Genomic DNA, 23165 nt, shown 5'->3' with positions numbered 1-23165 from the left:
GCGCCGCGCGTCAGCCGCGCAACACGGGGGACGACGCCCGGCGGAACGGCGCCGTCACCGTCGGCAGGATCTCCCGCCGGTTGATCCAGAACACCACGACCGCCGCCACGAGGTGCACGATGCTGAGCACCCACCGCCCGTTCGTGTCCGTCACGAAGAACTGCACCGCGAACAGCGCCGCGAGCCCGATCGCCGACCACCGGTGGAACCGCAGCGCGATGATGATCGCCACGCCGAGCACGGTCTGCGACGCGGTCAGCATGAACTCCTCGACCTGCCGACCGTCGAGCGGCAGCCCGCCCGAGGTGCCACCGCCGAGCACGTGCGCGATCGGCAGCGACCCGACGAGCAGCGACCACTGGTTGACCTTCGACGCGATGAGCGTGCCGATCGCCGCCCCGCCCATCCCCCGCAGCGCGAAGAGCGCGGCGACGATGAACTCCGGCGCCTCGGTGGCGAGCGGCGCGAGCCACTGCACGAGGAAGTAGCTGTCGATCCCGAGCGCGCTGCCGGACTGCACGAGCGCGTCCGCGAACGGCTCCGCCGAGGACAGGATCACGGCCGCGGCGACGACGAACAGCGCCACGATCGTCCAGCGACGCCCACGCTGCGGCATCGAGGCGATGTTGCCCGCCATGCCGACCATCTCCTCCTCGTCGTCGTCGCCGTCCTCGACCTTCGACGCCCGCCAGAGGTACCAGACGAACGCGGCGAGCAGCACGAACCCGAACCACATCGGGATCGAGCCCATCAGCGGGATGAGGAACGCGACGAGGGCCAGGAGCGCCAGGAACCCGATGTCGAGTCGCGAGGACCGCTCGAGCTCGAGCACCCGGGTGGCCGAGGCGGGGAGCGACCCGGTCCGGACGAACCGGCGCGCCACGAGCAGCGAGATGATCACCACGAGGGGCCACCCGAACCCGAGCAGCAGCCGGTTCGAGCCGGTCATGTTGGCCGCGGCGAACTGCTCGTACGAGGGGTCGTACCCGGAGCGGAACGCGTAGTACAGGTCGACCGCGTACTCGGGGAGCACGGCGATCAGGGCGAGGATCGCGATCGCGAGGGCGCCGGCGATGTCCTTCTGCGCGGCCTCGGCGGCCCAGGCGAGCAGGAACGAGGCGGCGACGACGGCACCGCCGAAGACGAGCAGGTCGACGACGGGGTTCGGCGCGAACCCGCCGATCCGGAAGACGACGGCGGGCAGGGCGATGGCGATGCAGATCGCGATGCGGCCCCAGGCGCTGGCGCCCATCCGGGACGCCACGACGCCGGGCGTCGGAGCAGGAGACAGGGTGTCGGTCATGGTGGTCCTCGTGGTCGAGCCATGACGCTGCACACACGGGAGCGGCTTCGGCCATGGCGGAACGGCCGAAGGTCTCGCTCGCCTCGAGGGCCACGTGCACCGGGCCGATCGTCGTGATGGCCAGTGTGTCGATGCACGCGCTGGGAGCTACTCCCCTTCGCCACCACCTTGGCGCGCTCAGATCCGCTCACGCAAGCCGATCGGGCCTGTTCGGCATCCCGAATCCCGGTGTTCCCCGACCCGCCCCGGAACGGCCTGGAGGCGCGTGGCGGCGGCGAATCGCGCCTCCCGTCCGTCGTCGGGTCGCGCCCACCGCGTTTCGTGCGCAGGAATGGTCGGGTCGCCTCCGCCGACTCGACCGTTTCTGCTCACGAAACGACGCGGCGCGGGACGCGCGGGGCGCCGCGCGCCGCGCGCGCTACCCCTTCGCGGAGCGGGTGCGGCCGAGGGCGACCTCGCGGCGAGCGCGCTCGACGGCGAGGGCACTCGCGGCGTCCGGGTCCCGGAGCAGGCGGTCGACCTCGGCCACGTGCGCTCGGACGTCCTCCGCACCGCGCGCCGAGGCGTCGTCGAGGACCGGTCGCACGGCGTCCTCGCCGAGTGCGACCAGGGCACGGGACAGACTGAGCCGGGTCTCCTGGTCGCCACGGCCGAGGTGCTCCGCGAGCGTCCGGGCGAGGGCGTCCCGCTCGGCGTCCGGGACGAGTGCGGCCGCGGTGCGCCACGCCGCCCGGAGGACCCCGACGTCGGAGTCCCGCAGCAGGGGCCGCACCGACGGCCAGACCGCGGGGTCGCCGATCTTCGAGAGGGTGTGCAGTGCCTGGCTCCGGGCCTGCGGCAGCGGTCGGTCGAGCTCGGGCAGCACCCGATGGACGACCGCGTCGGCGGGGAGCCGGATGAGCGCCCACGTGAGCATGTCGCGGACGAAGAAGTCCGGCTCGACGGCGCACTGCTCCACCAGCACGTCGAGGTCCGCCGGGTCCGGGTGCGTCCCCGCGGCCATGACGGCGCGGAGGCGGACGGACGAGCGCGGGTCGGCGAGTGCGGTGGTGAGCGCGGACATGGCCCCATGCAAGCGCACCGTCCTGCGTGACGTCCGGAGACCGCCCGCCAAGGGTCGAGGCATAGCGTGGGCGGGTTCGTTCGACACGACCACGAAAGGATCCCCATGCCCCGCATCGGTACCAGTGACCTCACGGTGTTCCCCCTCGCCCTCGGCGGCAACGTCTTCGGTTGGACGGCCGACGAGCAGACCTCCCACCAGGTGCTCGACGCCTACACCGCGGCCGGCGGCGACTTCGTCGACACCGCGGACGTCTACTCCGCCTGGGCACCCGAGAACTCCGGCGGCGAGTCCGAGCAGGTCATCGGCTCGTGGCTCGCAACGTCCGGCAAGCGCGACGACGTCGTCATCGCCACGAAGGTCTCCCAGCACCCGCAGTTCCAGGGCCTCTCCGCCACGAACGTCGCCGCGGCCGCACGCGCGAGCCTCGGGCGGCTCGGCACCGACCGGATCGACCTGTACTACGCGCACTTCGACGACGAGTCGACCCCGCTCGAGGAGACCGTGCGCGCGTTCGACCAGCTCGTGCGCGACGGCCTCGTCCGGTACACGGCCATCTCGAACTACTCGAAGGAGCGGGCGGCGGAGTGGATCCGCATCGCGCGGGAGAACGACCTCGCCCTGCCCGTCGCGATCCAGCCGCACTACAACCTGGTCACCCGCGAACCGTACGAGTCGGACATCGCTCCCCTGGCCGCCACCGAGCACCTCGGGGTCGTGCCGTACTTCTCCCTGGCGGCGGGCTTCCTCACCGGCAAGTACCGCACGAAGGAGGACTTCGCCGGCAAGGACCGCGAGGGCCAGGTCTCCGGCTACTTCAACGAGGCGGGGCTCGCGGTGGTCGACGCGCTCGCCACGATCGCCCAGGACCGCGGCACCGAGGTCGCGACGGTCGCTCTCGCGTGGCTGCAGGCGCAGCCGGACGTCGTCGCGCCGATCGCCAGCGCACGCAACACCGAGCAGCTGCCGGCACTGCTGGCGTCGGCGGAACTGGAGCTCAGCGCCGACGAGCTGCGGACCCTCTCCGACGTGTCGGGGAAGGTGTCGGCCGCGGCCTGACACCGGCGCGGTCGACCCGGGACGACATCATCGACGTCGTACGACCTCGGTGATGTCGTTCCGGGTCCGCCCGGCCCGACCCCTCACGCGCTCGGCGCGACCGACCCCGTCATGGTTTCGCCCGACGACCGGGTGACGAAGCACGAGATGAACGTGTCCCCCTGGTCCCACGTCGCCTGGTCGGGCGCGTAGGACCCCTGCACCTGCACGTCGCCGTACGCCGCCGCGGCCGAGGCGTTCAACGCCGCCGAGGTCTGGCACTGCTCGGCCGCCTGGGCCGCGAGCGCGTCCGGCCCGGGCCACTGGTTCGCCGAGACGGGCAGCCGCGCGGTGAGCTGGGCGACGTGCGGGGTCTGGCAGTCGACGACCGTGTAGGTCTGGGCCCACGCGTTCGTGAACGGCGACAGGCACTCCCCGCCGGCGAGGTCGGTCCACGCGTGCTCGCCCGGGGCCGCCGGCGTCGTCGCGAACTGCAGCGTCTCGAGCGAGGTCGATGCCGACGAGGGCTGCGACGCCGCGGCGGACGGCGTCTCCTTCGGGGTCGCCGCCGCCGAGGCCGCTGACGTCGAGGTCGGCGCCGGCGTGCGCTCCTCGATCGAGTTGCCGAGGATCCACCGCGTCAGCGCGAACACGGCGACGAGCAGCACGACGATGAGCGCGACCGAGCCCCAGATGAGCAGCCGCTTGCCGCGCTGTCCCTCGTTCCGGAGCTTCGCGAAGCCCTCGTTGATGAAGTTGTCGCGGTCGCCACCGCCCGCGGAGGCCGACGGCACCGGCGCCACGGGTGGCACGGGCGTGCGCTCGGGCGCGGGTGCGTGCGCCGGCGTGGCACCGACGGCCGGCATCATGCGCGTTCCGGTGTCGTGCGGGTCGTACCCGGTCCCACCGAGCTGCCCGACCGCCTCGGTCCCGAAGAGGTCCTTGATCGCACTCGTGTCGCTGGTCTCGCGACCGTCCCACTCGGACTGGTCGAGGTCGTCCGGCGCGGCGGCCGGGAGCGGTGCCGGCTCGTCGCGCTGCGGCTCCGGCTCGTGACCGCGGATGCCCATCACGGCGTCGAGGTCCTGCCCGACCGCCGGAGGCAGGTGCGCGGGGTACGCGCTCGGCTCCGCCTCGGACGCGGCCGGTTCGACCAGCGGTGGGGCAGCCGTGGGCGGCACGGTGCCGTCCGGCTCGGCCCACCACGGGCCGCCGGCGACGGGCAGCGCCGTGGTCGGTTCGTCGGACTGGAGGCGCGGCTCGTCCTCCGGCGCCTCCGTCGCGTCGTCGAGGTGCCCGGGCTCCACCGCCGCGGTCGGCTCGACGACGGGCGTCCCGCCGACCGGGGTCGGCAGCGCACCCGCGACGACGTCGTCGTCCGGGTCGTCCGAGTCGTCCGAGTCGTCCGCCAGGCTCCACGAGCCACCGGCCAGCGCCGTCGTGTCGAACGCGTTCGTGGTCAGGGTCGCCGGCACCTCGCCGGCCTCGTCGTCGCGGATCGCCCAGTCGAACGGGCGCTCCTGCCCGCCGGTGCCCTCGCCCTCGCCGTCGGCGATGCGGAGCAGCTCCGTGAAGCTCGGCGGTTCGTCGGTGGCCGGCAGGACGTTCTCCACACCGACCGGCTGCGGCACGACGGGGAACGCGGGCGCAGCGGGGGCAGCGGGCGCGTCGGCCGGCTGCGTGCCCGTGGCCCGACCGAGCCAGTCGACGTCCTCGCGTCCGGCGCCGAACGGGTCGGTGCGGCGCCGCTCCTCGTCGATCGCACGGTTCTCGGCCGCACGCTGGTCGCGGTGGGACTGGGCGGTCGGCAGGCTGATCGACGACGGGTGCGGTGCGGTCGACGACGGCGGGACCGGGGCCGCTGCGGGGATCCGGTCGGAGAGGGTGGCCCGCTCGGCCTCGGCGTCGGCCTGGGGGTTCTCGGACGGTGCCTCGAGCTGCTCGGGCATCGAGATCGCCTGCGTGGAGTCGTCCTCGGCGGACGACGCGGACGACGCGGACGACGCGGACGATGCGGGCGACGCGGGCGACGCGGGCGACGCGGGGGTCACGGGCTCGTCGGACACCACCGGCTCGAACGGGTCCGGCAGGGGTGCGCCGGTCTCGCGCGCGGTCTTCTCCGCCTCGCGCCGCTCACGGCGCGAGGGCCAGTCGTCCGCGCCCCGCGGCGCACCGAAGATGTCGGCGGCACTGCGGAGACCGTGGAACGGAGCGTCCGGGGCGGAGTCGCGCCGTGCCTCCAGTCCGTCGTCCCCGTCTGCGGGACCGGCGGTCTGGTCGGGCTCGTGCGCGTCGTCCGGACGCTCCTCGGTCACGCGCTCAGCCCCAGATCAGCCAGCCCGATCGCCGCGAAGTACGGGTACCCGGCAGCCTCGATCTTCTCCTTCGCGCCGGTGTCGCGGTCGACGACGACGGCCACGGCGGCGATGATCGCGCCCTCGCGCTCGAGTGCCTCGGCGGCCTTGAGCGGCGAGCCGCCCGTCGTCGAGGTGTCCTCGAGCACGATCACGCGCTTGCCGGCGAGGTCCGGCCCCTCGACCTGCTTGCCGCGGCCGTGGTCCTTCGGCTCCTTGCGCACGACGAACGCGTCGTAGGCGAGTCCGCGGGCGGCGGCCTGGTGCAGCACGGCGCTCGCGATGGGGTCGGCGCCCATGGTCAGTCCGCCCACGGCGGCGACGTCCGGCACCTGGCCGATGAGGTCGGTCATCACCTGACCGATGAGCGGGGCGACACGGTGGTCCAGGCTCACCTTGCGGAGGTCGATGTAGTACGTCGCCTTCTTCCCGCTGGTGAGGGTGAAGTCTCCGTGGAACACCGCTTCGTCCGTGATGAACTGGATGAGCTGGTCGCGCGCGTCGGTCACAGCCCACAAGGGTAGCCGGTCGTCCCCGCAGCGCGCTGCCCCGTGTGGGTGGGGTGCGCTGCGAGCCACGCTCGGTACGCTCCGGTCATGTCCTCCGACGCGCGCCCGGTCAGCGAGGTCGTGCGTCCGACAGGCGGCTCGCGGTGGCGCGCGCGACGGCTCGCGGTCGGCCAGGAGGCGCTGGGCGCCCTGGTCGCGCTGGCCCTGGCCGTCATCGCCCTGCGCCACGTCGTCGCGACCTCCAGGGTCGCCCTGCTCTGGTACGACGGGGACTCGGTGCTGCTGCCGCTCGTCGAACGGTCGATGCAGCTCGGGCAGCCGTTCGAGTGGGCGATGTCCCCGGCGCTGTTCTTCTTCCCGGAGCTGCCGGTCTACCTCCTCTGCTCCGTCGTGACTGCCACGCCGCAGCAGGCGCTCGCGCTGAACGGCGTCCTCGTGCTGCTCGCCGTGTACGCGCTCGTCCGGGCCGCGGCGAACGAGCTCATGCCGGCGGCCCGGCGGTCGGCCCGGATCGCGGTGTCCGCGGTCGCCCTCGGGTTCGTGACGCTCCTGGTGCTCACCGAGTCGTCGGCCACCGCGACCTCGTTGGAGCTCGCGTCCCTGCTCCTCACGACGACGTACTACTACGGCGCGGTGCTGGCGATGCTCGGCACCGCGGTGCTCGTGCTCCGTGCGGTGCGGCTCGGGCGGGCGTCCGTCACGGTCCTCGTCGTGCTCGGCCTCGTCGCCGCGTGCACGACGGCGTCGAACCCGCTGTACGTCCCGTGGTCGGCCGCCCCGGTCGTCGTGACCCTCGTGCTCCTGGCACTCGCCCGCCGGCTCCCGTGGCGTCCGGTCGGGCTGCTCGCCGCGACGCTCACCCTCGGGTCCGTCGTCGGGTACCTGCTGCGGATCCCGCTGCGGCCGTTCGTGTCCCTCGACCCGTCGACCTACGTCCAGCCGTCGCGGGCCGGCGAGACGCTCGGGTTCTTCGCCGCGCTCACCGACGACCGCGCGGGGTCGGCGGCGGGCGACGCGGGGCTGCTCCTGCTGCTCGTGGGGGTGCTCCTGTCGGTCGGCGGCACCGTCTGGGCGTGGCGGGTCCGGACCTCGCGGACCGTCCTCGTCGCCGCAGCGCTCCCACTCGTCACCGTCGTGGCGGTGTCGGTCGGGGTCGTCGTCGCGGGTTCGGAGACCCCGCGGTACCTCGAGCCGATCGTGACGGCACCGCTGCTCGCCCTGGTCGCGGTCGCCGAGCTCGCCCGCACCGCCGTCCGCCGGACCCAGGTGCACCGGCCGCGACGCGGCATCCGGGCCGTGCTCGCCCTGGCGGCCGCCGGGGTGCTGCTCGCCGGGATCGCCACCGCACCGAGCACCGCCCGCGCGGTCGCACAGGCCCGCTACGACCCGGCGGCCTGCCTCGACCGCTGGGCCGACGGGCGGGACGTCGTCGGGGTCGGGCAGTTCTGGACGGTCCGCCCGCTCGCCACGTACGCGTCCACGAACGTGCAGCTGTTGCAGGTGCGGGACACGTTCGCGACCTACCCCTGGCTCGTCGACCTGGGGGCCTACCGCGACGCCGCGCCGACCTTCGTGGTGATCGGGTCCGGCGACGTCTGGACGACCGCCGTCGAGGACTCCCTCGGCCCGCCCGCGACGATCACGCACTGCACCGGGTTCGACGTGTACGACTACGCCGGGACGTCGGGCGCCGCCGTCCTGCAGCGGGACGTCGTCGACAGTGCCGATGCCGTCCGGCGGGAACGCGGCTTCTGAACGACCGCCCTGCGAAGTTGTCCACAGCCGCGCGGCGACGGCCGATCGTGCCTGAACGGATGTATAGGCTCGTGCCCGTGACTCGTCCCACCAGCCACTCCCGTCCCCGTGCCGCCGTCCGACTCCGTCTCGCCGCCACCGGCCTCGCGCTCGCGGGCCTCGTCGGCACGGTGGTGTTCGACGCGCCGGTGGCGAGCGCGGCGACCTACCCCTCGTGGGACGAGGTCATGGCCGCGCGCGGGCAGGAGTCCGACAAGCAGGACCAGATCACCGAGATCCGCGGCATCATCTCCGGGCTGTCGAGCAAGGTGAAGGCGGCCGAGGCCGAGGCCGAGCGCCTCGGCACCGAGTTCTTCGATGCGCAGAGCAAGGCGCAGGACGCCGCCGAGAAGGAACAGCGGCTCCGCGCCGACGCTGACGACCACGCCGAGGTCGCCGAGCAGAGCGCCGCCCAGGCGGGCCAGTTCGCCGCCCAGATGGCCCGGTCCGGGGGCGCCGACGTAACCGCGTCCGTGATCTCCGGCGGCCAGGACGCCAGCGACCTCCTCTACAACCTCGGTGCGCTCAGCAAGCTCTCCGAGCAGGCCGAACGCGTCGAGGCCGCAGCCACCGCCGACGCCGCCGTCGCCCGGTCCCTCACCGCCCAGGCCGACCGTGCGTCCGAGGCGCTCGACGACCTCGCTGCCGAGGCCGAGCGCCGCATGCAGGCCTCCCAGGCCGCGGCGGACAAGGTGCAGGCCGCCTACGACGAACAGCAGACCAACAAGGCACGGCTCGACGCCCAGCTCGCGACGCTGACCTCCGGCCGGGTCCGGACCGAGGCCGAGTTCGCCAAGGGCGAGGCCGTGCGCAAGGCGGCGGAGGAGAAGGCCGCGCGCGAGGCGTACCTCCGGGCCATCGCCGCCCAGAACGCCGCGAACGCGGCCAACGCCGGCAGCGGCGGCGGGGGTGGCGGTACCGGCAGCAGCGGCTCGGGTTCCAGCGGTTCGCCGGGGTCCGGCTCGGGGACCGGGTGGGTCCGTCCGGCCAGCGGGTACGTGATCAGCCCCTACGGGTACCGCGTGCACCCGATCTACGGCACCGTCATCAAGCACGACGGCGCCGACCTCGCGAGCGGGTGCTCGACGCCCATCGTCGCGGCGGCCGCCGGCACGGTCGACTACGCCGGCTGGTACGGCGGGTACGGCAACTACGTGCGGATCAGCCACGGCGGCGGGGTCCAGACGGCCTACGGGCACATCGTGAACGGCGGGTTCCGGGTGAGCCCCGGCCAGCAGGTGTCGGCCGGGCAGCTGATCGCGCTCGTCGGCTCCACCGGCAACTCGACCGGCTGCCACACGCACTTCGAGGTCCACGTGAACGGCGCCACCGTCGACCCGGTGCCGTTCATGCAGGCGCGGGGCGTGGCCTTCTAGCCGTCCCGTCGGGCATCCGGTCCGGCGCTCGTCCCGTGGGCGGTCTCCGTGCCGGACGCGGTCTCGATGCCGTCGTCGTCCAGGTTCCACAGCGCCCGGTACCAGGCCGTCCGCTCCTCGTCGACGGGCAGCCCGTACGCCTCGTGGAAGAGTCCGTCCCACCCGGGGCCGTAGTTCCACCCGAGCGCCATCGTCGCCACGCCCAGGTCCGCCCAGCGGTCGGCGATGCCGAGGGCGTCGAGGTCGACGTGCCCGGCGAACCGGCCGTCCGCGCCGATCAGGGTGTTCGGCGTGCACGGGTCGCCGTGGCACACCACCACGCGGTCCACGGGCGGCTCCGGACCGAGCGCCTCGGGGTCGGCGCCGGCAGCGCGAGCCCGTCCGGCCCGCTGCACGGTGGACCACTCGAACGGGCAGTCGAGCACGGGCAGGGTGTCGTGCAGCGCCCGCAGTCCCTCGCCGGCCGCGATCACGGCCGTGCGCGGTTCGTCGTGCCACCGAGGGTCGACCGCGCTCCACCCCGGCAGCGCGCGGGTGCGGAGCCAGGCCCCCTCGTCGTCGACCCCGTGGTCGAGGAGTTCCGGGACGCGCGCGTACCGGGAGGCCCAGGTCAGGCGTGCGGCCTCGCCGACGATCCACGGCGCGTAGGCGTGCGGGAGCACCTTGACGTACTCCTCGGCCAGGCCGTCCGCACCGATGCGGAACGTCCGGCCACCGATCTCGTTGACCCACACGGCCTGCACCGGACGACCCCGTGCGATGCCACGGACGACCGCGGGCACCGCGACGGTACCCCGCGCACGGGACAGTCCGTCGATCGAGCGCGGCATGCAGACCTCAGTGCACCCGGTCCGTGCGGCCGGAGCCCGCGCCACCCCGGGCGATCTCGAGCAGGACCGGCAGACGGTCCCCGAGCAGGGCGTCCAGGTCGGCGACGATGTCCTCCACGCCGGTCGTGATGTCGCGCGGCGAGGCTCCGCGACGGGGTCGGACGCGGATCCGGATCGCCCGGCTGCCCCGGACCCGGAACACGTCGACCGCGAGCGAGCCCACCTGCGGCATGGCACCGATCGCCGACGACAGCGCGTGCTGCACCGCAGCGGCGTCGATCCGGACCGAACCGGCCACCCCGCCGGCGGACCCGTCGTCCTCGACCACGGTGCCGACCCGACCGCCACCGAGCGTCGACAGCACCACGATCGCCAGGACCCCGAGCACCACCGCGCCGCCGAGGACCCAGGTCCACGCCGTCACCGAGGTCTCGCGCGGGGCATCCGCGCCCAGGGGGTCGAGCACGCCGGCACGCTCGTGCCACGCCGTGGCCGCCCACGGCAGCGTCTGGACGAGGATCGCCCCGACGCCGAGCACGAGCAGCGCGAGTCCGACCAGCACGAGCGCCGTCCGTCCGACGACGCGGTTCGTCGCGTTCATCCGTCCACCCGTCCGGTCGGCTGCACGCGGACCCGCGCGGTGATGCCGGGCGGCGCGTCGATCGCGGCGAACTCCCTGGTCACGGCGTCGGTCGCGGCGACCGCGGGCACGTCGGCCCCCGCGGGCGGGCGGAGCACGACGTCGACCGTCCGACGGCCGACGGTGCCGACGGCCGCGTCCGGACCGAGCCGGGTGGCCGACCGTGCGGCCCGCGCGGCGGCCGACGCGAGCACCTCGTCGTCGACGACCACGGCGAGCCGCGACGACGACATCGCGTGCCGGGGGCGACGCTGCGGCAGGAGGCCCTGCGCGAGGAACACGAGACCGACCAGCGCGACGATCGCCGCGATGCCGACCACGACGGTCGCGTCGAGCCCGCGGGGCGCCCGGGCGGCGGCGTCCACGACCGCGCGGGGGTCGACACCGAGCGCGCGCTGGTCGAGGAACACGAGTACGGCGGCGAACACGGCGGCCGCGGCGAGCACGAGGGTGACGAGCATCGCGACGACGACCGCTCCCGACCGCGAGGCGTTCGTCTCGCGGCGGACGATCCGGCGGTACACCCGGTCGTGGGTCGGGCCGGGCGGCAGGGAACGCTCGGTCACCGGACCCTCCTCGGGGTGTCGACGACGGACGACGAGAACGTCACGGTCACCCGTTCGACCTGTCGGCCGGTGATGGTGCGGAGCCGCTCGGCGATCGTGCCGCGGGCGCGGTGCGCCGAGGTGGTGACGGGTTCGTCGGGGACCGCGTGGCTCCCCAGCGCGGGGACGGCGAGCGGTGCGGTGATCTCGACCGCCAGCCCACCGCGGCCGTCGTCGGCGACCCGGGCACGCGCCTCCTGGAACGACACCCGGAGCGCTTCCGCAGCGACCGCCTGCGCGGTGTGCACGAGGGCTGCCGAACCGATCCGGTCGGAGCCGGGGACCCGTCCGCCGCTGCCGGGACCGGCGACGGCGGGCGTGCTCACGACGAGCTCCGGCGTCCGCGCAGCACGTCGAGGAGTCGGCGCACGTCGACGTCGCCGGTGACGATGCGGGCGACGATCCCGCCCACGAGCATGCAGACGGCCACCACGACGAACGCCCAGGCCCCGAGCGTCACGGCGACGATCGCGAGCAGTGCGCCGACGCCCATGCCGACGACGGTGGCGTTCACCGGACGCGGCCCTCGGCGTCGTCGGCGACACCGTTGAGGGCGGGGATGTTCACGTCGTTGATGGCGATGTTGACCTCGGTGACCTCGAGCCCGACGAGCTCGGTGACCGCGGTCGTGACGGCCGCGCGCACCGCGGTGGCGACGTCCATCATCGGCGTCGGGTAGTCCACGACGATCGTCAGGTCGACCGCGACCTGCGTCTCGCCGACCTCGACGCGGACGCCCTGGCCGAGCGCGCTCGAGCCGATCGCGTCACGGATCGCGCCGAACGCCCGGGCCGCGTTGCCGCCGAGCGCGAAGACGCCGGGGACGTCCCGGGCGGCGATGCCGGCGACCTTCGCGACGACCGTGTCGTCGATGATCGTCCGGCCCTTGGTGGTGACCTGCGTCGTCGTGGTGCCGGTCGTCGCGGTCCCGTCGACGCGGTTCGTCGTCGATGCCATGAGTGCCTCCGATGCAGTCTCGTCCTGGTGTCCAGCGAACACCATCGTGCCGTGCTCCGCCCGGGAGCACGGCCCGGCGCGCGGAGCCCCGCCGGGCCGGCGCACGGAGCCCCGCCGCGCCGGCGCACGGTAGGTTCGGACCCATGCGCGTGGCGACCTGGAACGTGAACTCCGTCCGCACCCGAGTGGGTCGGATCGTCGACTGGCTGGTGCGCGAGGACGTCGACGTCCTCGGCATGCAGGAGATCAAGTGCAAGCCGGAGCAGTTCCCGGTCGAGGCGTTCGAGGCCGCCGGGTACCAGGTCGAGGCGCACGGCCTCAACCAGTGGAACGGGGTGGCCTTCGCCAGCCGACTCCCGCTCGAGGACGTCACCCGCGACTTCCCCGGCCAGCCCGGGTTCCTCAAGGGGCACGAGGGCCCCGACCTCCCGGTGGAGGCCCGCGCCCTCGGCGTCACGGTCGACGGCGTCCGCCTGTGGAGCCTCTACGTGCCGAACGGGCGCGAGGTCGGCGACCCGCACTACACGTACAAGCTCGACTGGCTCGGGCAGTTGGCCGACCGCACCTCGGAGTGGCTCACCGCGCACCCCGAGCAGCCGCTCGCGCTGATGGGCGACTGGAACGTGGCGCCGCTCGACTCCGACGTGTGGGACGTCTCGGTCTTCGAGGGGCACACGCACGTCACCGAGCCCGAGCGCGCGGCCTTCCGGGACTTCGAGGCGCGGGGCCTGCAGGACGTCGTCCGCCCGATCGTGCCGGACGGCTACACCTACTGGGACTACAAGTCCCTGCGCTTCCCCCGCAACGAGGGCATGCGCATCGACTTCATCATGGGGTCGCAGGCGTTCTCGGACGTCGTGACGGACGCCCGCATCCACCGCGACGAGCGGAAGGGTGACGCGCCGAGCGACCACGTCCCGGTGTCAGTCGACCTCGACCTCGAGACCTCGCTCGACGACGACCGGCCGATGATCTTCTGACGCCTTCTGTTACTCCCCGCGTCCGCCCTCGTTGAGCGGGGCGGACCCAGCGACGTACGTTGCCTGCACCGAACCCCTTCGAGAGCAGGTGAAGCCGTGTCCCGCACGACCCCGTCGACGATCCTTCCGATCCAGCGCGTCATGGCCGACGCCACGCCCCGCGCCTGGAGGGACGGCATCGTCGTCGAGACACGCCCCGCCGACGTGGTGGTCGCGTTCCTCGACGGCGGCGTGACGCAGCTGCGGGTGGCGGACGCCGACACGCTCGTGTCGGTCGGCGACCCGGTCGCCCACCACCCGGCCGCGGAGATCCTCATCGCCGGCGGTCGGAAGACCACCGCGCGCACCGCGTGACGCGTCAGGCGGTCATCGAGGCCATCATCGCCTCGCACTTCGCGACCATCTCGTCGCACGCCATCGCGCAGTAGCGGCACGACTCGTCCATGTCCGCGTGGCTGCGGCACTCGGCGGCACACGCCGTGCCCATCGCGACGCAGGCCGTGAGCATCGCGCGCATGCTGTCGGCGTCCATGCCCATCGGACGCATCATCATCCGCATGCCGGTGTCGGCCATCATCGCCGTGTTCGAGCACATCGCGGCACACGTGGCCATGTCGGCACCCATCTGCATGTCGCTCGCGGAGCACATCGTCGCGGCCATCGACGCGGCGTTCATCGCCATCATCGTGTCCTGCATGAGCTCAGCGTCCATCGCCACGGGCATCTCGCTCGTGGACATGGTCTTCATCATCGCCATGGTGTCCATCGGGGACCTCCTCTTCCGTTCGGTGGCGCCCACGGTACGCGCCGCCCCGATGCGTCACGCGGCTACGGGTGCAGGAGCGCGGCGACCGCGACCAGCACCGGCACGGAACCGATCGTCGAGATGAGCACCACGTCCCGCGCGACCGGCACCGCCGCCCCGTACCGCTGCGCGTAGTTGAACACGTTCTGCGCTGCCGGCAGCGCCCCGAGGGTCGTGAGCACGAAGACGTCCTGGTCCCCCAGCCCGAACACGAACCGGGCGAACACGAACGCCACGGCCGGCATCACGACGAGCTTGATCGCCGACGCCACGATGACGTCCGTCCGGATCGCCGGGTCGCGGAGCGGGGTCGCACCGTGCAGGCTCATCCCGAACGACAGCAGGACCACGGGCACGGCGGCCGCCCCGACGAGCGAGAACGGCTCGAGCACGGGCGTCGGCAGGTCGATGCCCGTCGCCGAGAAGACCAGGCCCACGAGCGAGGCGATGATGATCGGGTTCCGGAACGGCCCCGAGACCCGGCGCCACCAGCTCCCGCCCGCCGAGGTCGCGGTGTCCAGGATCGTCAGCGCGATCGGCGCGAGCACGATGAGCTGCAGCAGGATGACCGGCACGACCGCCGTGGCCTGCCCGAGGACGTACACGGCGACCGGCAGCCCGATGTTGTTCGCGTTGACGTAGCTCGCGGCGAGCGCCCCGACCGTCGTGGTCGCGAGCGGCCGGCGCAGGACGACCCGGAAGACCACGCCGGCACCGATGGCCACCACGACCGCGCTGAGCAGGGACACCCACAGCATCGGCGACAGCAGGACGTGGATGTCCGCCGTGGCGATCGTGTGGAAGAGCAGGCAGGGCATGAGCACGAAGAACGCGAGCCGGCTCATCACGAACTGGGCGTGCTGGCCGAGCAGTCCGATGCGTCCGACGACGTACCCGGCGGCGATGATCGCGCCGATGATCGCGAACCCGGTCAACACGCCACCCATCGGCTCCATCCTTGCACCATGTGACGTTGCTCAGGCCGGAAATGCGAACGCATCGAATACCGTTGTGCCCACCATGACCTCGACGAACTCCAGCACGCTCACGCGTTCGACCGACTCCAGCCAGCCCCTCGTCCCCCTGCTCGAGGAGCGGTGGAGCCCCCGTTCCTACGACGAGACCGCGACGATCGACGACGCGGCGTACGACGCGGTCCTCGAAGCCGCTCGCTGGGCCCCGTCGGCCATGAACTTCCAGCCGCGCCGCTTCATCGCCGGCCGCCGTGGCACCGAGACGTTCCGGAAGATCAACGAGAACCTGCTCGGCTTCAACGCCGCCTGGGCCTTCCGCGCCAGCGCCCTGGTCGTCGGCGTGCTCGAGACCGTGACCGAGGACGGCGACGAGCGTCCCTTCGCCCAGTACGACCTCGGCCAGTCCCTCGCGGCCCTGACCGTCCAGGCGCACGCCGAGGGCCTGCACGTGCACCAGATGGCGGGCATCGACGCCGAGGGTCTCCGTGCCGCGTTCGACCTGCCGGAGCGGTTCCTGCCCTACACGGTCACCGCGATCGGCACCGTGGCGGACCCGTCGCAGCTCGACGACAAGGCCGCCGAGCGCGAGGTCGCCCCGCGGACCCGTCTCCCCCTCGACGAGGTCGTCCTCGTCAAGGAGTAGTCCTGCACCACCGCACGCGGCCGCATCCCCACCGGGGTGCGGCCGCTGCCGTGTGCGGCGGGGCGTAGCATGTACTGACATGCAGCACGACGCGAACACCCCCGGCCCCGAGATGAACTTCTACACCCGCAAGTGGGTCCGTCCGGAGGACCTCAACGCCAACGGCACCCTGTTCGGCGGCAGCCTCCTCCGCTGGATCGACGAGGAAGCCGCCGTCTACGCGATCATCCAGCTCGGCAACGGCAAGGTCGTCACGAAGTACATGTCCGAGATCGTGTTCGTGTCGTCGGCGCGCGAGGGCGACATCGTCGAGATCGGTCTCGTCGCCACCCGCTTCGGCCGCACCTCGCTGACGATGCGGGCCGAGGCGCGGAACCTCTTCACGCACCGCAGCATCCTCACCATCGACGAGGTCGTGTTCGTCAACCTCGACGAGGACGGCACCCCGGCGCCGCACGGCTACACCGACATCACGTACGACCGCGACCGGGTGCCCGCCACGCACCGCGCGTGACACCGCAGACATCGCGCAGCGCCGTCCGGGCAGGGCATCGCACCCGGCATGTGATCGGGGGCCTCTGGCAGGATCGGGGCATGACCACGCCCCGCCTCGTCGCCTTCGACCTGGACGACACCCTCGCCCCCTCGAAGTCCGCGCTCGACCCCCGGATGCTCGAGACCTTCGCGTCCCTGCTCGAGGTCGTGCCGGTCGCGGTGATCTCCGGCGGCAACTTCCAGCAGTTCGAGCAGCAGCTCGTCGCACCCCTGCGGCGTCGTGACGGGCTCGTGCTCGACGACCTGCACCTCCTGCCGACCTGCGGCACCGCCTACTACCGGTGGACCGGCAACGACTGGGCGCTCCAGTACGCCGAGGACCTCACCGACGAGCAGAAGGCGCGCGCCCTGGCCGCGGTCGAGGCCGAGGCCAAGGCCGCCGGCTTCTGGGAGTCCGAGACGTGGGGCCCCATCCTCGAGGACCGCGGGTCCCAGATCACGTTCTCCGCGCTCGGCCAGTCCGCTCCGGTGGACGTGAAGAAGCAGTGGGACCCGACGGGCGCGAAGAAGGACGAGCTCCGTCGGCGCGTCCAGGCCGAGCTGCCCGACCTCGAGGTCCGTTCCGGTGGCTCGACGAGCGTCGACATCACCCGCAAGGGCATCGACAAGGCGTACGGCATGCAGCGCCTGGCCGAGATCACGAGCGTCGCGCTCGACGACATGCTGTTCGTCGGCGACCGCCTCGACCCCGAGGGCAACGACTACCCGGTGAAGGCCCTCGGCGTCCCCTGCCACGCGGTCGAGGGTTGGGAGGACACCGACGCGTTCCTCACGGAGCTGATCCCCACCCTGCGCTGACGCGCCGACGGACGGGAGGCGCGGCGAACCACTCAGGGGATGCTGCGGACCGCCTCGACGAACGCCCGGATCTTCGCCTCGTCCTTCACGCCGCGCTCGGACTCGACACCGCTCGACACGTCCACGCCGTCCGGGTCGAGCGACTCGATCGCCGCGACCACGTTGGCCGGCGTCAGCCCGCCCGCGAGGATCCACGCCTCGTCGACCTTCCCCGTGATCGAGGCGGGGTCGATGAGCCGCCCGCTGCCCGGCACCGCGGCGTCGAGCAGGAGCAGGTCGTGGTCGTACGACGCGCGCTGTTCCGGCGTCTCGGCCAGGTAGTCCTCGGCCGCGACCGCCCGGATCGTGAAGAACCCGGCGTCGCGGGCGCGCGCGAAGTCCGTGGCCGACTCGCCGCCGTGCAGCTGCAACGTGGTGAGCCCCACGGCCGAGGCGATGCCGACGACCTCGTCGATCTCCTGGTCTCGGAAGACCCCGACCGCGTCGATGCCGTCCGGCACCCGCTCGACGAGCTCCTTCGCGAGGTCCGCCGTCACGGTCCGGGGGCTGCCGGCGGCGAAGACGAACCCGACCGCGTCCGCACCCGCGTCGATGGCGGCGTCCACGGTCGCAGGGGTCGACAGTCCGCAGATCTTGATCCATCGCTGGTCGGTCATGCCGTCCATCCTGCCAGGGACCCCGGAGGTGCGGAGCGGCCGCCGGTGCGGGGTGCACGGCGGCCGTGCGACCGGCCTAGTGCAGGGTGCCGGCGACGTAGGACGCCCCGCAGGCGACCAGGACGCCGAAGGCCGCGAACGACCCGACGAGCACGTTCCGCCGCCGCCAGCGCCGCACGGTGACGAACGTCCCGCGCTTGGCGTGCCGGTGCGCGGCACGGTGCAGGCGGTGGTCGCGCTTGTGCTTCACGCGCTGCGGTCCCAGCGGCACCGGACCGGTGATCTGGGCCGAACCACCGCGGAGGGCGTTCGCGATCGCCACCGCGGTCGGGCGGCGGTCGGGGTTGCGCGCGGTCATCTTCGCGAGGAGGTCCCGCCACTCCGGCGCGATGCCGTCCGGGATCTCGGGGTCGTGGCGGAGCCGTGCGAGTGCCGCCTCGATGAGGGTGCCGGAGTACTCCTGCTTGCCGGTCAGGGCCTCGAGCAGCACCAGTCCGAGCGAGTAGACGTCGGTGGCGAAGCCGATCGGTTCCCCGGCGACCTGCTCGGGGCTGAGGTACGCGGCCGTGCCGATGATGGTGCCGTCGTTCGTCAGGCGCGAGCCGTCGACGAAGTGGGCGACGCCGAAGTCGGTGAGCTTCACGGTGCGCGCGAAGCCCGACGAGCCCTCGTCGCTGATGAGGATGTTCGCCGGCTTGACGTCGCGGTGGACGATGCCGCGCGAGTGCACGTACGCCAGCGCGTCGGCCAGCTGGGCGCCGAGGTCGGCCACCTCGTAGTTGTGCAGGGCGCCCCCGGCGAGCCGGCGCAGGAGCGTCGTGTCCGCGATGAGCTCCATCACGATGTACCGGTGCGGACCGTCCTCGAATTCGTGGGTGCCGGCGTCGTACAGCGGGATGAGCCCCGGGTGCGACAGCATGCTGAGCAGTCGGATCTCGCGCTCTTGGCGGACCCGGTCGGCCGTGGTCATCGACTCGGGCGTGGCGAAGAGCTTCACGGCGACGGCACGGTAGGTGTGCTCGTCACGTGCTTCGTAGACGGATCCCATGCCGCCCGTGCCGATGAGCTTCACGAGGCGGTAGCGGCCCGAGAGGACCGTTTCCGACCGTGTGTCGTTCAGCAGGGTCATGGCTGATGTCGTTCCGTCCGGAGCCGGTGTTCCGTGGCAGTTGCCAACGTGGTGACTCACCCACTACGGTACGCGGCCGCCCCGTGATCCGCGCGGACGTTATGACATCGTGATCGGCCCACTTCCCTGTGTTCATGCGGATGCATCGGGGTACAGTCCGACGTCCGAACAGGTGAGCGATCACGCAAGGAGGACACCATGGCGCTGTCGAAGGGCGACACCGTGCACTGGAACACGTCGCAGGGGAAGACGACCGGCACGCTCGTGCAGAAGCGGGTCTCGGACTTCGAGTTCGACGGCCAGTCGTTCAAGCCGAGCGACGACGACCCGTACTGGATCGTCGAGTCGGAGAAGTCCGGCAAGCGCGCCGCCCACAAGGAGTCGGCGCTGACGAAGGAGTGAGCGCTCAGTCGCCGGCGGGCTCGGCGCGACGACGGCCTCGGGCAGCCACTGCGCCGTGCTCGGTGCGCTGGTTCCGCTCGGCCCGGACGCGTCGGACCCGTCGGACGACGAACGTCACCACGACGACGGCGATCGCCACGTAGAGGACCCGGTCGATCCACTCGGTGTACTGCTCGACCTTGTCGTACTGGGTCCCGAAGGCCGCTCCGAGCAGCACCAGGGCGCTGTTCCAGATCCCGCTCGCGATGATCGTGAACACCGAGAACGTCCCGAGGTGCATCCGGTCGGCTCCGGCCGGCAGCGAGATGAGGCTGCGGACGATCGGCACGAACCGGCCGAAGAAGACCGCGCTCTTGCCGTGCCGGTGGAACCAGTCCGCCGCCTTGCGGAAGTCGTCCTCGTCGACGAGGGGCAGCTTGCCGAGCCAGCGCGTCGTCCGCTCGAAGCCGATGACGGCGCCGAGCCAGTACAGCACCAGTGCGCCGAGGTAGGAGCCGAGGGTCGCGAGCAGCAGGACGAGCACGAGGTTCATCCGGCCGGCACCCGCCAGGAACCCGGCCAACGGCAGGATCACCTCGGACGGGATCGGCGGGAAGACCGTCTCGACGAAGAGCATCAGTGCAACGCCCCACTCCCCCAGGGCGTCGATGAGCTGCAGCACGAGACCGGAGAGCCCGCCCATCTCGGGGTCCGCGGCGGAGTCGCCGGCGGCGACGGTCATGGTGTGGGCAGGCGCAGCCACGGCAGTCGTCATCCCCCGATGGTGCCTGAGTGCCCTGTCAGGACCCGGCACGCAGCCTGGACGTCAGCCGAGTCCCATGTGCGTCGTCCGGACGTGGGTCAGGGAACGGGCGAGGGCGCCGCGGGCCACGGCGTCGCGGCCGACCGTCGACGGGACGATCTCGACGGGGTGCCGGAGCTGCGGCGTGACGATCTCGGTCAGGGCCTCGCAGAACACCGGGGCCGCGGGCAGGACCTCGCCCCCGACGACGACCACCTCGGGGTCGATCGTCGCGATGAGCTGCACGACCCCGGGCGCGACGTCCGCGGCGAGCGCCCGCACGGCCGCTGCGGCGTCCGGGTCGCCCTGCCCGGCCGACGCCATGACGGACTCGACGTCCGTACCGGGGGCGATCCGCGCCTCCAGTCGGGCGGGTGCGCCGGGCCAGCCGGTCGATGCCAGGCCGCCCATCTCGCCGGCCGCCCCGCGCGCACCGCGTGCGAGGGACCCGTCGACCAGGTAGGCCGCGCCGATCTGGCGACCCATCACCAGGTACAGGCCGTCCTGCACGCCGCGGAAGCGTCCCCACATCGCCTCGGCGGTGGCGGCGAGCTTGGCGTCGTTGTCGAAGAACGTGGTGGCCGTGGGGAACAGGTCGCCGATCCGGCCGGGGACCCGTCGCTCGACCCACTGCGGGACCGCGACGGTGTAGTCGATCTCGCCGGAACGGTCCACGACGGCCGGGACCCCGAAGGTGGCGGCGAGGAGCCGCGACGGGTCGGTGCCCTCGACCAGACGACGGACGACGTCCTGCACGCTCTCCCACGCCTGCTCGGCGGAGGCGAGGTCGGTGTAGACCTCCTCGACCCGGGCGAGCTGCCGACCGCGGAGGTCCGAGCGGAGCCCCACGATGCCGTGCAGCCCGAGGTCGACCCCGAGCACCGACCCGGCCCCGGCGTCCGCACGGAACCGCTTCGCGCGGCGACCCGCCTTGTTCGGCGTGGCGATCGCCTCGGCCTCGGTGACCCACCCCTCGTCGACGAGGTCGGCCAGCGCCGCCTCGACCGTGGGGCGCGACAGGCCCACGGTCTGCCCGAGCTCGGTGACGGTGTGCGAGCCGTCGTCACGGAAGAGCTCCGCGAGGAGCGCACGCGAGTTGATGAGTCGGAGCATCCCCGGCGTGCTGCCGACGACACCGTTCGGAAGCGTTGACACGGTCTCGTCCACGGCCATAGCCTCCATATTACGAAAGATCATTGAGGAATGGTGGACTCCGACATGCTCATCCCACGGCCGCGCCGCACCGAACCGGGTGCCGGCGCCTTCGCGATCACCCCGTCGACCCGCATCGCCGCAGACGCAGCGAGCGAGTCGGTCCGACTGTACCTGCAGCAGACCCTGCGGGGGTCGACCGGGCTGCCGGTGCGCGACGCCGACGACGCGGCCGGGGTCGACACCGCGCGCACGGACGTGATCGCACTCCGTGTCGCCGACGACGACACGCTCCCCACCGGACCGGCCGGTGACCGCTCCGAGTCGTTCCGGCTGCGGGTCACGGCCGACCGGGTCGAGATCACCGGCGGGGGTCCGGCGGGCGTCTTCTACGGCGTCCAGGCGCTCCTGCAGTCGCTGCCGGCCGACGTCTACCGCAAGGGCCGGGTCGGCACCGGCCCGTGGACGGTCCCGGCGGTCACCGTCGAGGATGCCCCCGCGTTCGCCTGGCGCGGCGTCATGCTCGACGTCGCCCGGCACTTCCGCACCAAGCACGAGGTCATGCGGGTGATCGACCAGCTCGCCGCGCACCGGCTCAACCGCCTGCACTTCCACCTCACCGAGGACCAGGGGTGGCGCATCGAGATCCGGAAGTACCCGCGCCTGACCGAGGTCGGCTCGTGGCGGAAGGAGTCGCAGGTCGGGGCGCACGTGCCGGACGCCGACGGGGTGCTGCACCCGGCGGCGTTCGACGGCCGTCCGCACGGCGGCTACTACACCCAGGACGACATCCGCGAGATCGTCGCCTACGCGGCCGACCGGTTCGTCACCGTCGTCCCCGAGATCGAGACGCCCGGGCACGTCCGCGCCGCCCTCGCCGCCTACCCGTCGCTCGGCGTCTCGGGCGAGCCGATCGACGTCTGGACGGAGTGGGGCATCGCCGAGGACGTCCTCAACGCCGAGGAGTCCACGATCGCCTTCTTCCAGGACGTCCTCGACGAGGTCATCGCCCTGTTCCCCTCGGAGTACATCGGCGTCGGCGGCGACGAGTGCCCCAAGGTCCAGTGGGAGGACGACCCCCGCACGCAGGAACGCATCCGCGAGCTCGGCCTCGACGACGAGGAGCAGCTCCAGGCGTGGATCATCGGTCGGCTCGCCTCCCACGTCGAGTCGCACGGGCGGCGGGCGTTCGGGTGGGACGAGATCCTCGAGGGCGGCACGCTCTCGAAGTCCGCGACCGTGCTCTCGTGGCGTGGGCTCACCGGCGCCCGGACCGCGGCGAAGCGGGGCCACGACGTGATCTCCGCCCCGGACGACCAGGTGTACCTCGACTACCGGCAGAGCGACCTCGAGACCGAGCCCATCCCGGTGTCGATCGTCCTGTCCGTCGACGACGTGTTCGCCTTCGACCCGGTGCCGGCGGACCTCACCGACGCCGAGCGCGCCCACGTGATCGGCGGCCAGGGCAACATGTGGACCGAGCACGTGGACACCGCCCGCAAGCTCGACTACCAGCTCTTCCCGCGGGTCGCCGCCCTCGCCGAGGCCCTCTGGTCGGCCGACGTCACCGGGCCCCGAGACGTCGCCGAGTTCCGGGGGCGGCTCGCCGAGCACCTCGCTCGGCTCGAGGCGATGGGGATCGAGTACCGGCACGACGCCGGGCCGTTCCCGTGGGAGCAGCGGCCGGGGGTGCCGGGGCGGCCGCACTCGCGCGAGGAGCGTGCGGCCTACATCGACGCCGTCACCGCGAACATCGCGGACTGAGGCCCTGCGCGGGCTGCGTTTCGTGAGCAGAAACGGTCGGGTCGTGCCTGCCCACCC

26 protein-coding genes are annotated in these 23165 nt (G+C 72.7%); 10 read left to right on the top strand and 16 right to left on the bottom strand.

The features are described from left to right. Positions 1–10: 10 nt before the first annotated feature. On the bottom strand, positions 11–1303 hold the full coding sequence (locus tag BIV01_RS15885; RefSeq protein WP_254791855.1) for a sodium/calcium exchanger protein: 1293 nt from the start codon (positions 1301–1303) through the stop codon (positions 11–13). Between the two features lie 418 nt (positions 1304–1721). Next, positions 1722–2366 carry a HEAT repeat domain-containing protein gene (locus BIV01_RS15880; RefSeq protein WP_071303464.1) on the bottom strand — a complete coding sequence of 215 codons (645 nt, stop codon included), beginning with the start codon at positions 2364–2366 and terminating at the stop codon, positions 1722–1724. A gap of 105 nt (positions 2367–2471) precedes the next feature. On the opposite strand from BIV01_RS15880, the gene BIV01_RS15875 reads away from it, so the two are divergent. Next, a complete protein-coding gene (locus tag BIV01_RS15875; RefSeq protein WP_071303463.1) occupies positions 2472–3425 on the top strand; it encodes an aldo/keto reductase in 954 nt (317 codons plus the stop codon). An 83-nt stretch (positions 3426–3508) separates the two neighbouring features. Here BIV01_RS15875 and BIV01_RS15870 read toward each other — a convergent pair whose 3' ends face one another. Together BIV01_RS15870 and pyrE are read right to left on the bottom strand one after the other, a co-directional pair. Then, a complete protein-coding gene (locus BIV01_RS15870) occupies positions 3509–5719 on the bottom strand; it encodes a septum formation family protein (RefSeq protein WP_071303462.1) in 2211 nt (736 codons plus the stop codon). Continuing rightward, entirely contained in the window at positions 5716–6267 is a 552-nt protein-coding gene (gene pyrE, locus BIV01_RS15865) for an orotate phosphoribosyltransferase (protein ID WP_022905654.1), read from the bottom strand. Before pyrE ends, BIV01_RS15870 begins: the two co-directional genes overlap by 4 nt. Positions 6268–6354: 87 nt before the next feature. On the opposite strand from pyrE, the gene BIV01_RS15860 reads away from it, so the two are divergent. Next, positions 6355–8022: a hypothetical protein gene (locus BIV01_RS15860; RefSeq protein WP_071303461.1), complete on the top strand. Its 1668-nt coding sequence runs from the start codon at positions 6355–6357 to the stop codon at positions 8020–8022. 77 nt (positions 8023–8099) lie between these two features. Further along, positions 8100–9437: a M23 family metallopeptidase gene (locus tag BIV01_RS15855; protein ID WP_083414085.1), complete on the top strand. Its 1338-nt coding sequence runs from the start codon at positions 8100–8102 to the stop codon at positions 9435–9437. Here the strand turns inward: BIV01_RS15855 and BIV01_RS15850 are convergent. Genes BIV01_RS15850 through BIV01_RS15825 form a run of 6 tightly spaced genes read right to left on the bottom strand, consistent with a single transcriptional unit; the run spans position 9434 to position 12469 of the window. After that, positions 9434–10267: an aminoglycoside 3'-phosphotransferase gene (locus BIV01_RS15850; protein WP_071303459.1), complete on the bottom strand. Its 834-nt coding sequence runs from the start codon at positions 10265–10267 to the stop codon at positions 9434–9436. The two genes, BIV01_RS15855 and BIV01_RS15850, sit on opposite strands and share 4 nt — an antisense overlap. A 7-nt stretch (positions 10268–10274) precedes the next feature. Beyond that, positions 10275–10868 carry a hypothetical protein gene (locus BIV01_RS15845; protein WP_071303458.1) on the bottom strand — a complete coding sequence of 198 codons (594 nt, stop codon included), beginning with the start codon at positions 10866–10868 and terminating at the stop codon, positions 10275–10277. Then, positions 10865–11473 (bottom strand): hypothetical protein, encoded by a 609-nt coding sequence (locus tag BIV01_RS15840; RefSeq protein WP_071303457.1) that lies wholly within the window; start codon positions 11471–11473, stop codon positions 10865–10867. The genes BIV01_RS15845 and BIV01_RS15840 overlap by 4 nt, the downstream gene beginning before the upstream one ends. Beyond that, a complete protein-coding gene (locus BIV01_RS15835) occupies positions 11470–11838 on the bottom strand; it encodes a hypothetical protein (RefSeq protein WP_070417056.1) in 369 nt (122 codons plus the stop codon). The genes BIV01_RS15840 and BIV01_RS15835 overlap by 4 nt, the downstream gene beginning before the upstream one ends. Then, the gene (locus BIV01_RS15830; RefSeq protein WP_070417057.1) at positions 11835–12026 is read right to left on the bottom strand and encodes a hypothetical protein; all 192 of its coding nucleotides are present in this window, start codon (positions 12024–12026) and stop codon (positions 11835–11837) included. Before BIV01_RS15830 ends, BIV01_RS15835 begins: the two co-directional genes overlap by 4 nt. Continuing rightward, positions 12023–12469 carry an Asp23/Gls24 family envelope stress response protein gene (locus BIV01_RS15825; RefSeq protein ID WP_070419251.1) on the bottom strand — a complete coding sequence of 149 codons (447 nt, stop codon included), beginning with the start codon at positions 12467–12469 and terminating at the stop codon, positions 12023–12025. Before BIV01_RS15825 ends, BIV01_RS15830 begins: the two co-directional genes overlap by 4 nt. A gap of 143 nt (positions 12470–12612) precedes the next feature. Between BIV01_RS15825 and BIV01_RS15820 the strand changes: the two genes are divergently transcribed. Both BIV01_RS15820 and BIV01_RS15815 read left to right on the top strand, forming a co-directional pair. Further along, the gene (locus BIV01_RS15820) at positions 12613–13449 is read left to right on the top strand and encodes an exodeoxyribonuclease III (protein WP_071303456.1); all 837 of its coding nucleotides are present in this window, start codon (positions 12613–12615) and stop codon (positions 13447–13449) included. Positions 13450–13545: 96 nt separating this feature from the next. Then, positions 13546–13803, top strand: coding sequence for a hypothetical protein (locus tag BIV01_RS15815; RefSeq protein ID WP_071303455.1), 258 nt, complete (start codon positions 13546–13548; stop codon positions 13801–13803). Positions 13804–13807: 4 nt separating this feature from the next. Here BIV01_RS15815 and BIV01_RS15810 read toward each other — a convergent pair whose 3' ends face one another. Continuing rightward, positions 13808–14215, bottom strand: coding sequence for an aldehyde dehydrogenase (locus BIV01_RS15810; RefSeq protein ID WP_071294427.1), 408 nt, complete (start codon positions 14213–14215; stop codon positions 13808–13810). A 62-nt stretch (positions 14216–14277) separates the two neighbouring features. After that, entirely contained in the window at positions 14278–15201 is a 924-nt protein-coding gene (locus tag BIV01_RS15805; RefSeq protein ID WP_071294426.1) for an AEC family transporter, read from the bottom strand. Positions 15202–15274: 73 nt separating this feature from the next. Here BIV01_RS15805 and BIV01_RS15800 point away from each other — a divergent pair, with 73 nt between their 5' ends. From BIV01_RS15800 to BIV01_RS15790, 3 genes are all read left to right on the top strand, one after another. Continuing rightward, positions 15275–15871 (top strand): nitroreductase family protein, encoded by a 597-nt coding sequence (locus tag BIV01_RS15800; RefSeq protein ID WP_070417061.1) that lies wholly within the window; start codon positions 15275–15277, stop codon positions 15869–15871. A gap of 79 nt (positions 15872–15950) precedes the next feature. Further along, positions 15951–16385 (top strand): acyl-CoA thioesterase, encoded by a 435-nt coding sequence (locus BIV01_RS15795; protein ID WP_083414084.1) that lies wholly within the window; start codon positions 15951–15953, stop codon positions 16383–16385. 80 nt (positions 16386–16465) lie between these two features. Next, positions 16466–17224 carry an HAD-IIB family hydrolase gene (locus BIV01_RS15790; RefSeq protein WP_071303454.1) on the top strand — a complete coding sequence of 253 codons (759 nt, stop codon included), beginning with the start codon at positions 16466–16468 and terminating at the stop codon, positions 17222–17224. A 32-nt stretch (positions 17225–17256) separates the two neighbouring features. Here BIV01_RS15790 and BIV01_RS15785 read toward each other — a convergent pair whose 3' ends face one another. Next, on the bottom strand, positions 17257–17880 hold the full coding sequence (locus BIV01_RS15785) for a phosphoribosylanthranilate isomerase (protein ID WP_070417063.1): 624 nt from the start codon (positions 17878–17880) through the stop codon (positions 17257–17259). Positions 17881–17956: 76 nt separating this feature from the next. Continuing rightward, entirely contained in the window at positions 17957–19009 is a 1053-nt protein-coding gene (locus tag BIV01_RS15780) for a serine/threonine-protein kinase (protein ID WP_071303453.1), read from the bottom strand. A 198-nt stretch (positions 19010–19207) separates the two neighbouring features. Here BIV01_RS15780 and BIV01_RS15775 point away from each other — a divergent pair, with 198 nt between their 5' ends. Next, on the top strand, positions 19208–19411 hold the full coding sequence (locus BIV01_RS15775) for a DUF2945 domain-containing protein (RefSeq protein WP_071303452.1): 204 nt from the start codon (positions 19208–19210) through the stop codon (positions 19409–19411). 4 nt (positions 19412–19415) lie between these two features. Here BIV01_RS15775 and BIV01_RS15770 read toward each other — a convergent pair whose 3' ends face one another. Together BIV01_RS15770 and BIV01_RS15765 are read right to left on the bottom strand one after the other, a co-directional pair. Continuing rightward, positions 19416–20165: a DedA family protein gene (locus tag BIV01_RS15770; RefSeq protein ID WP_254791854.1), complete on the bottom strand. Its 750-nt coding sequence runs from the start codon at positions 20163–20165 to the stop codon at positions 19416–19418. Positions 20166–20216: 51 nt separating this feature from the next. Beyond that, positions 20217–21389 (bottom strand): ROK family transcriptional regulator, encoded by a 1173-nt coding sequence (locus BIV01_RS15765; protein ID WP_083403136.1) that lies wholly within the window; start codon positions 21387–21389, stop codon positions 20217–20219. Between the two features lie 6 nt (positions 21390–21395). On the opposite strand from BIV01_RS15765, the gene BIV01_RS15760 reads away from it, so the two are divergent. Beyond that, a complete protein-coding gene (locus tag BIV01_RS15760; RefSeq protein WP_083414083.1) occupies positions 21396–23108 on the top strand; it encodes a beta-N-acetylhexosaminidase in 1713 nt (570 codons plus the stop codon). The last annotated feature ends 57 nt before the right edge of the window (positions 23109–23165 follow it).

Source organism: Curtobacterium sp. MCBA15_013, from assembly GCF_001865095.1.
Lineage (GTDB): Bacteria > Actinomycetota > Actinomycetes > Actinomycetales > Microbacteriaceae > Curtobacterium.
The sequence above is the reverse complement of the archived record's forward strand: the minus strand, read 5'-3'. Positions and strand labels throughout refer to the sequence as shown.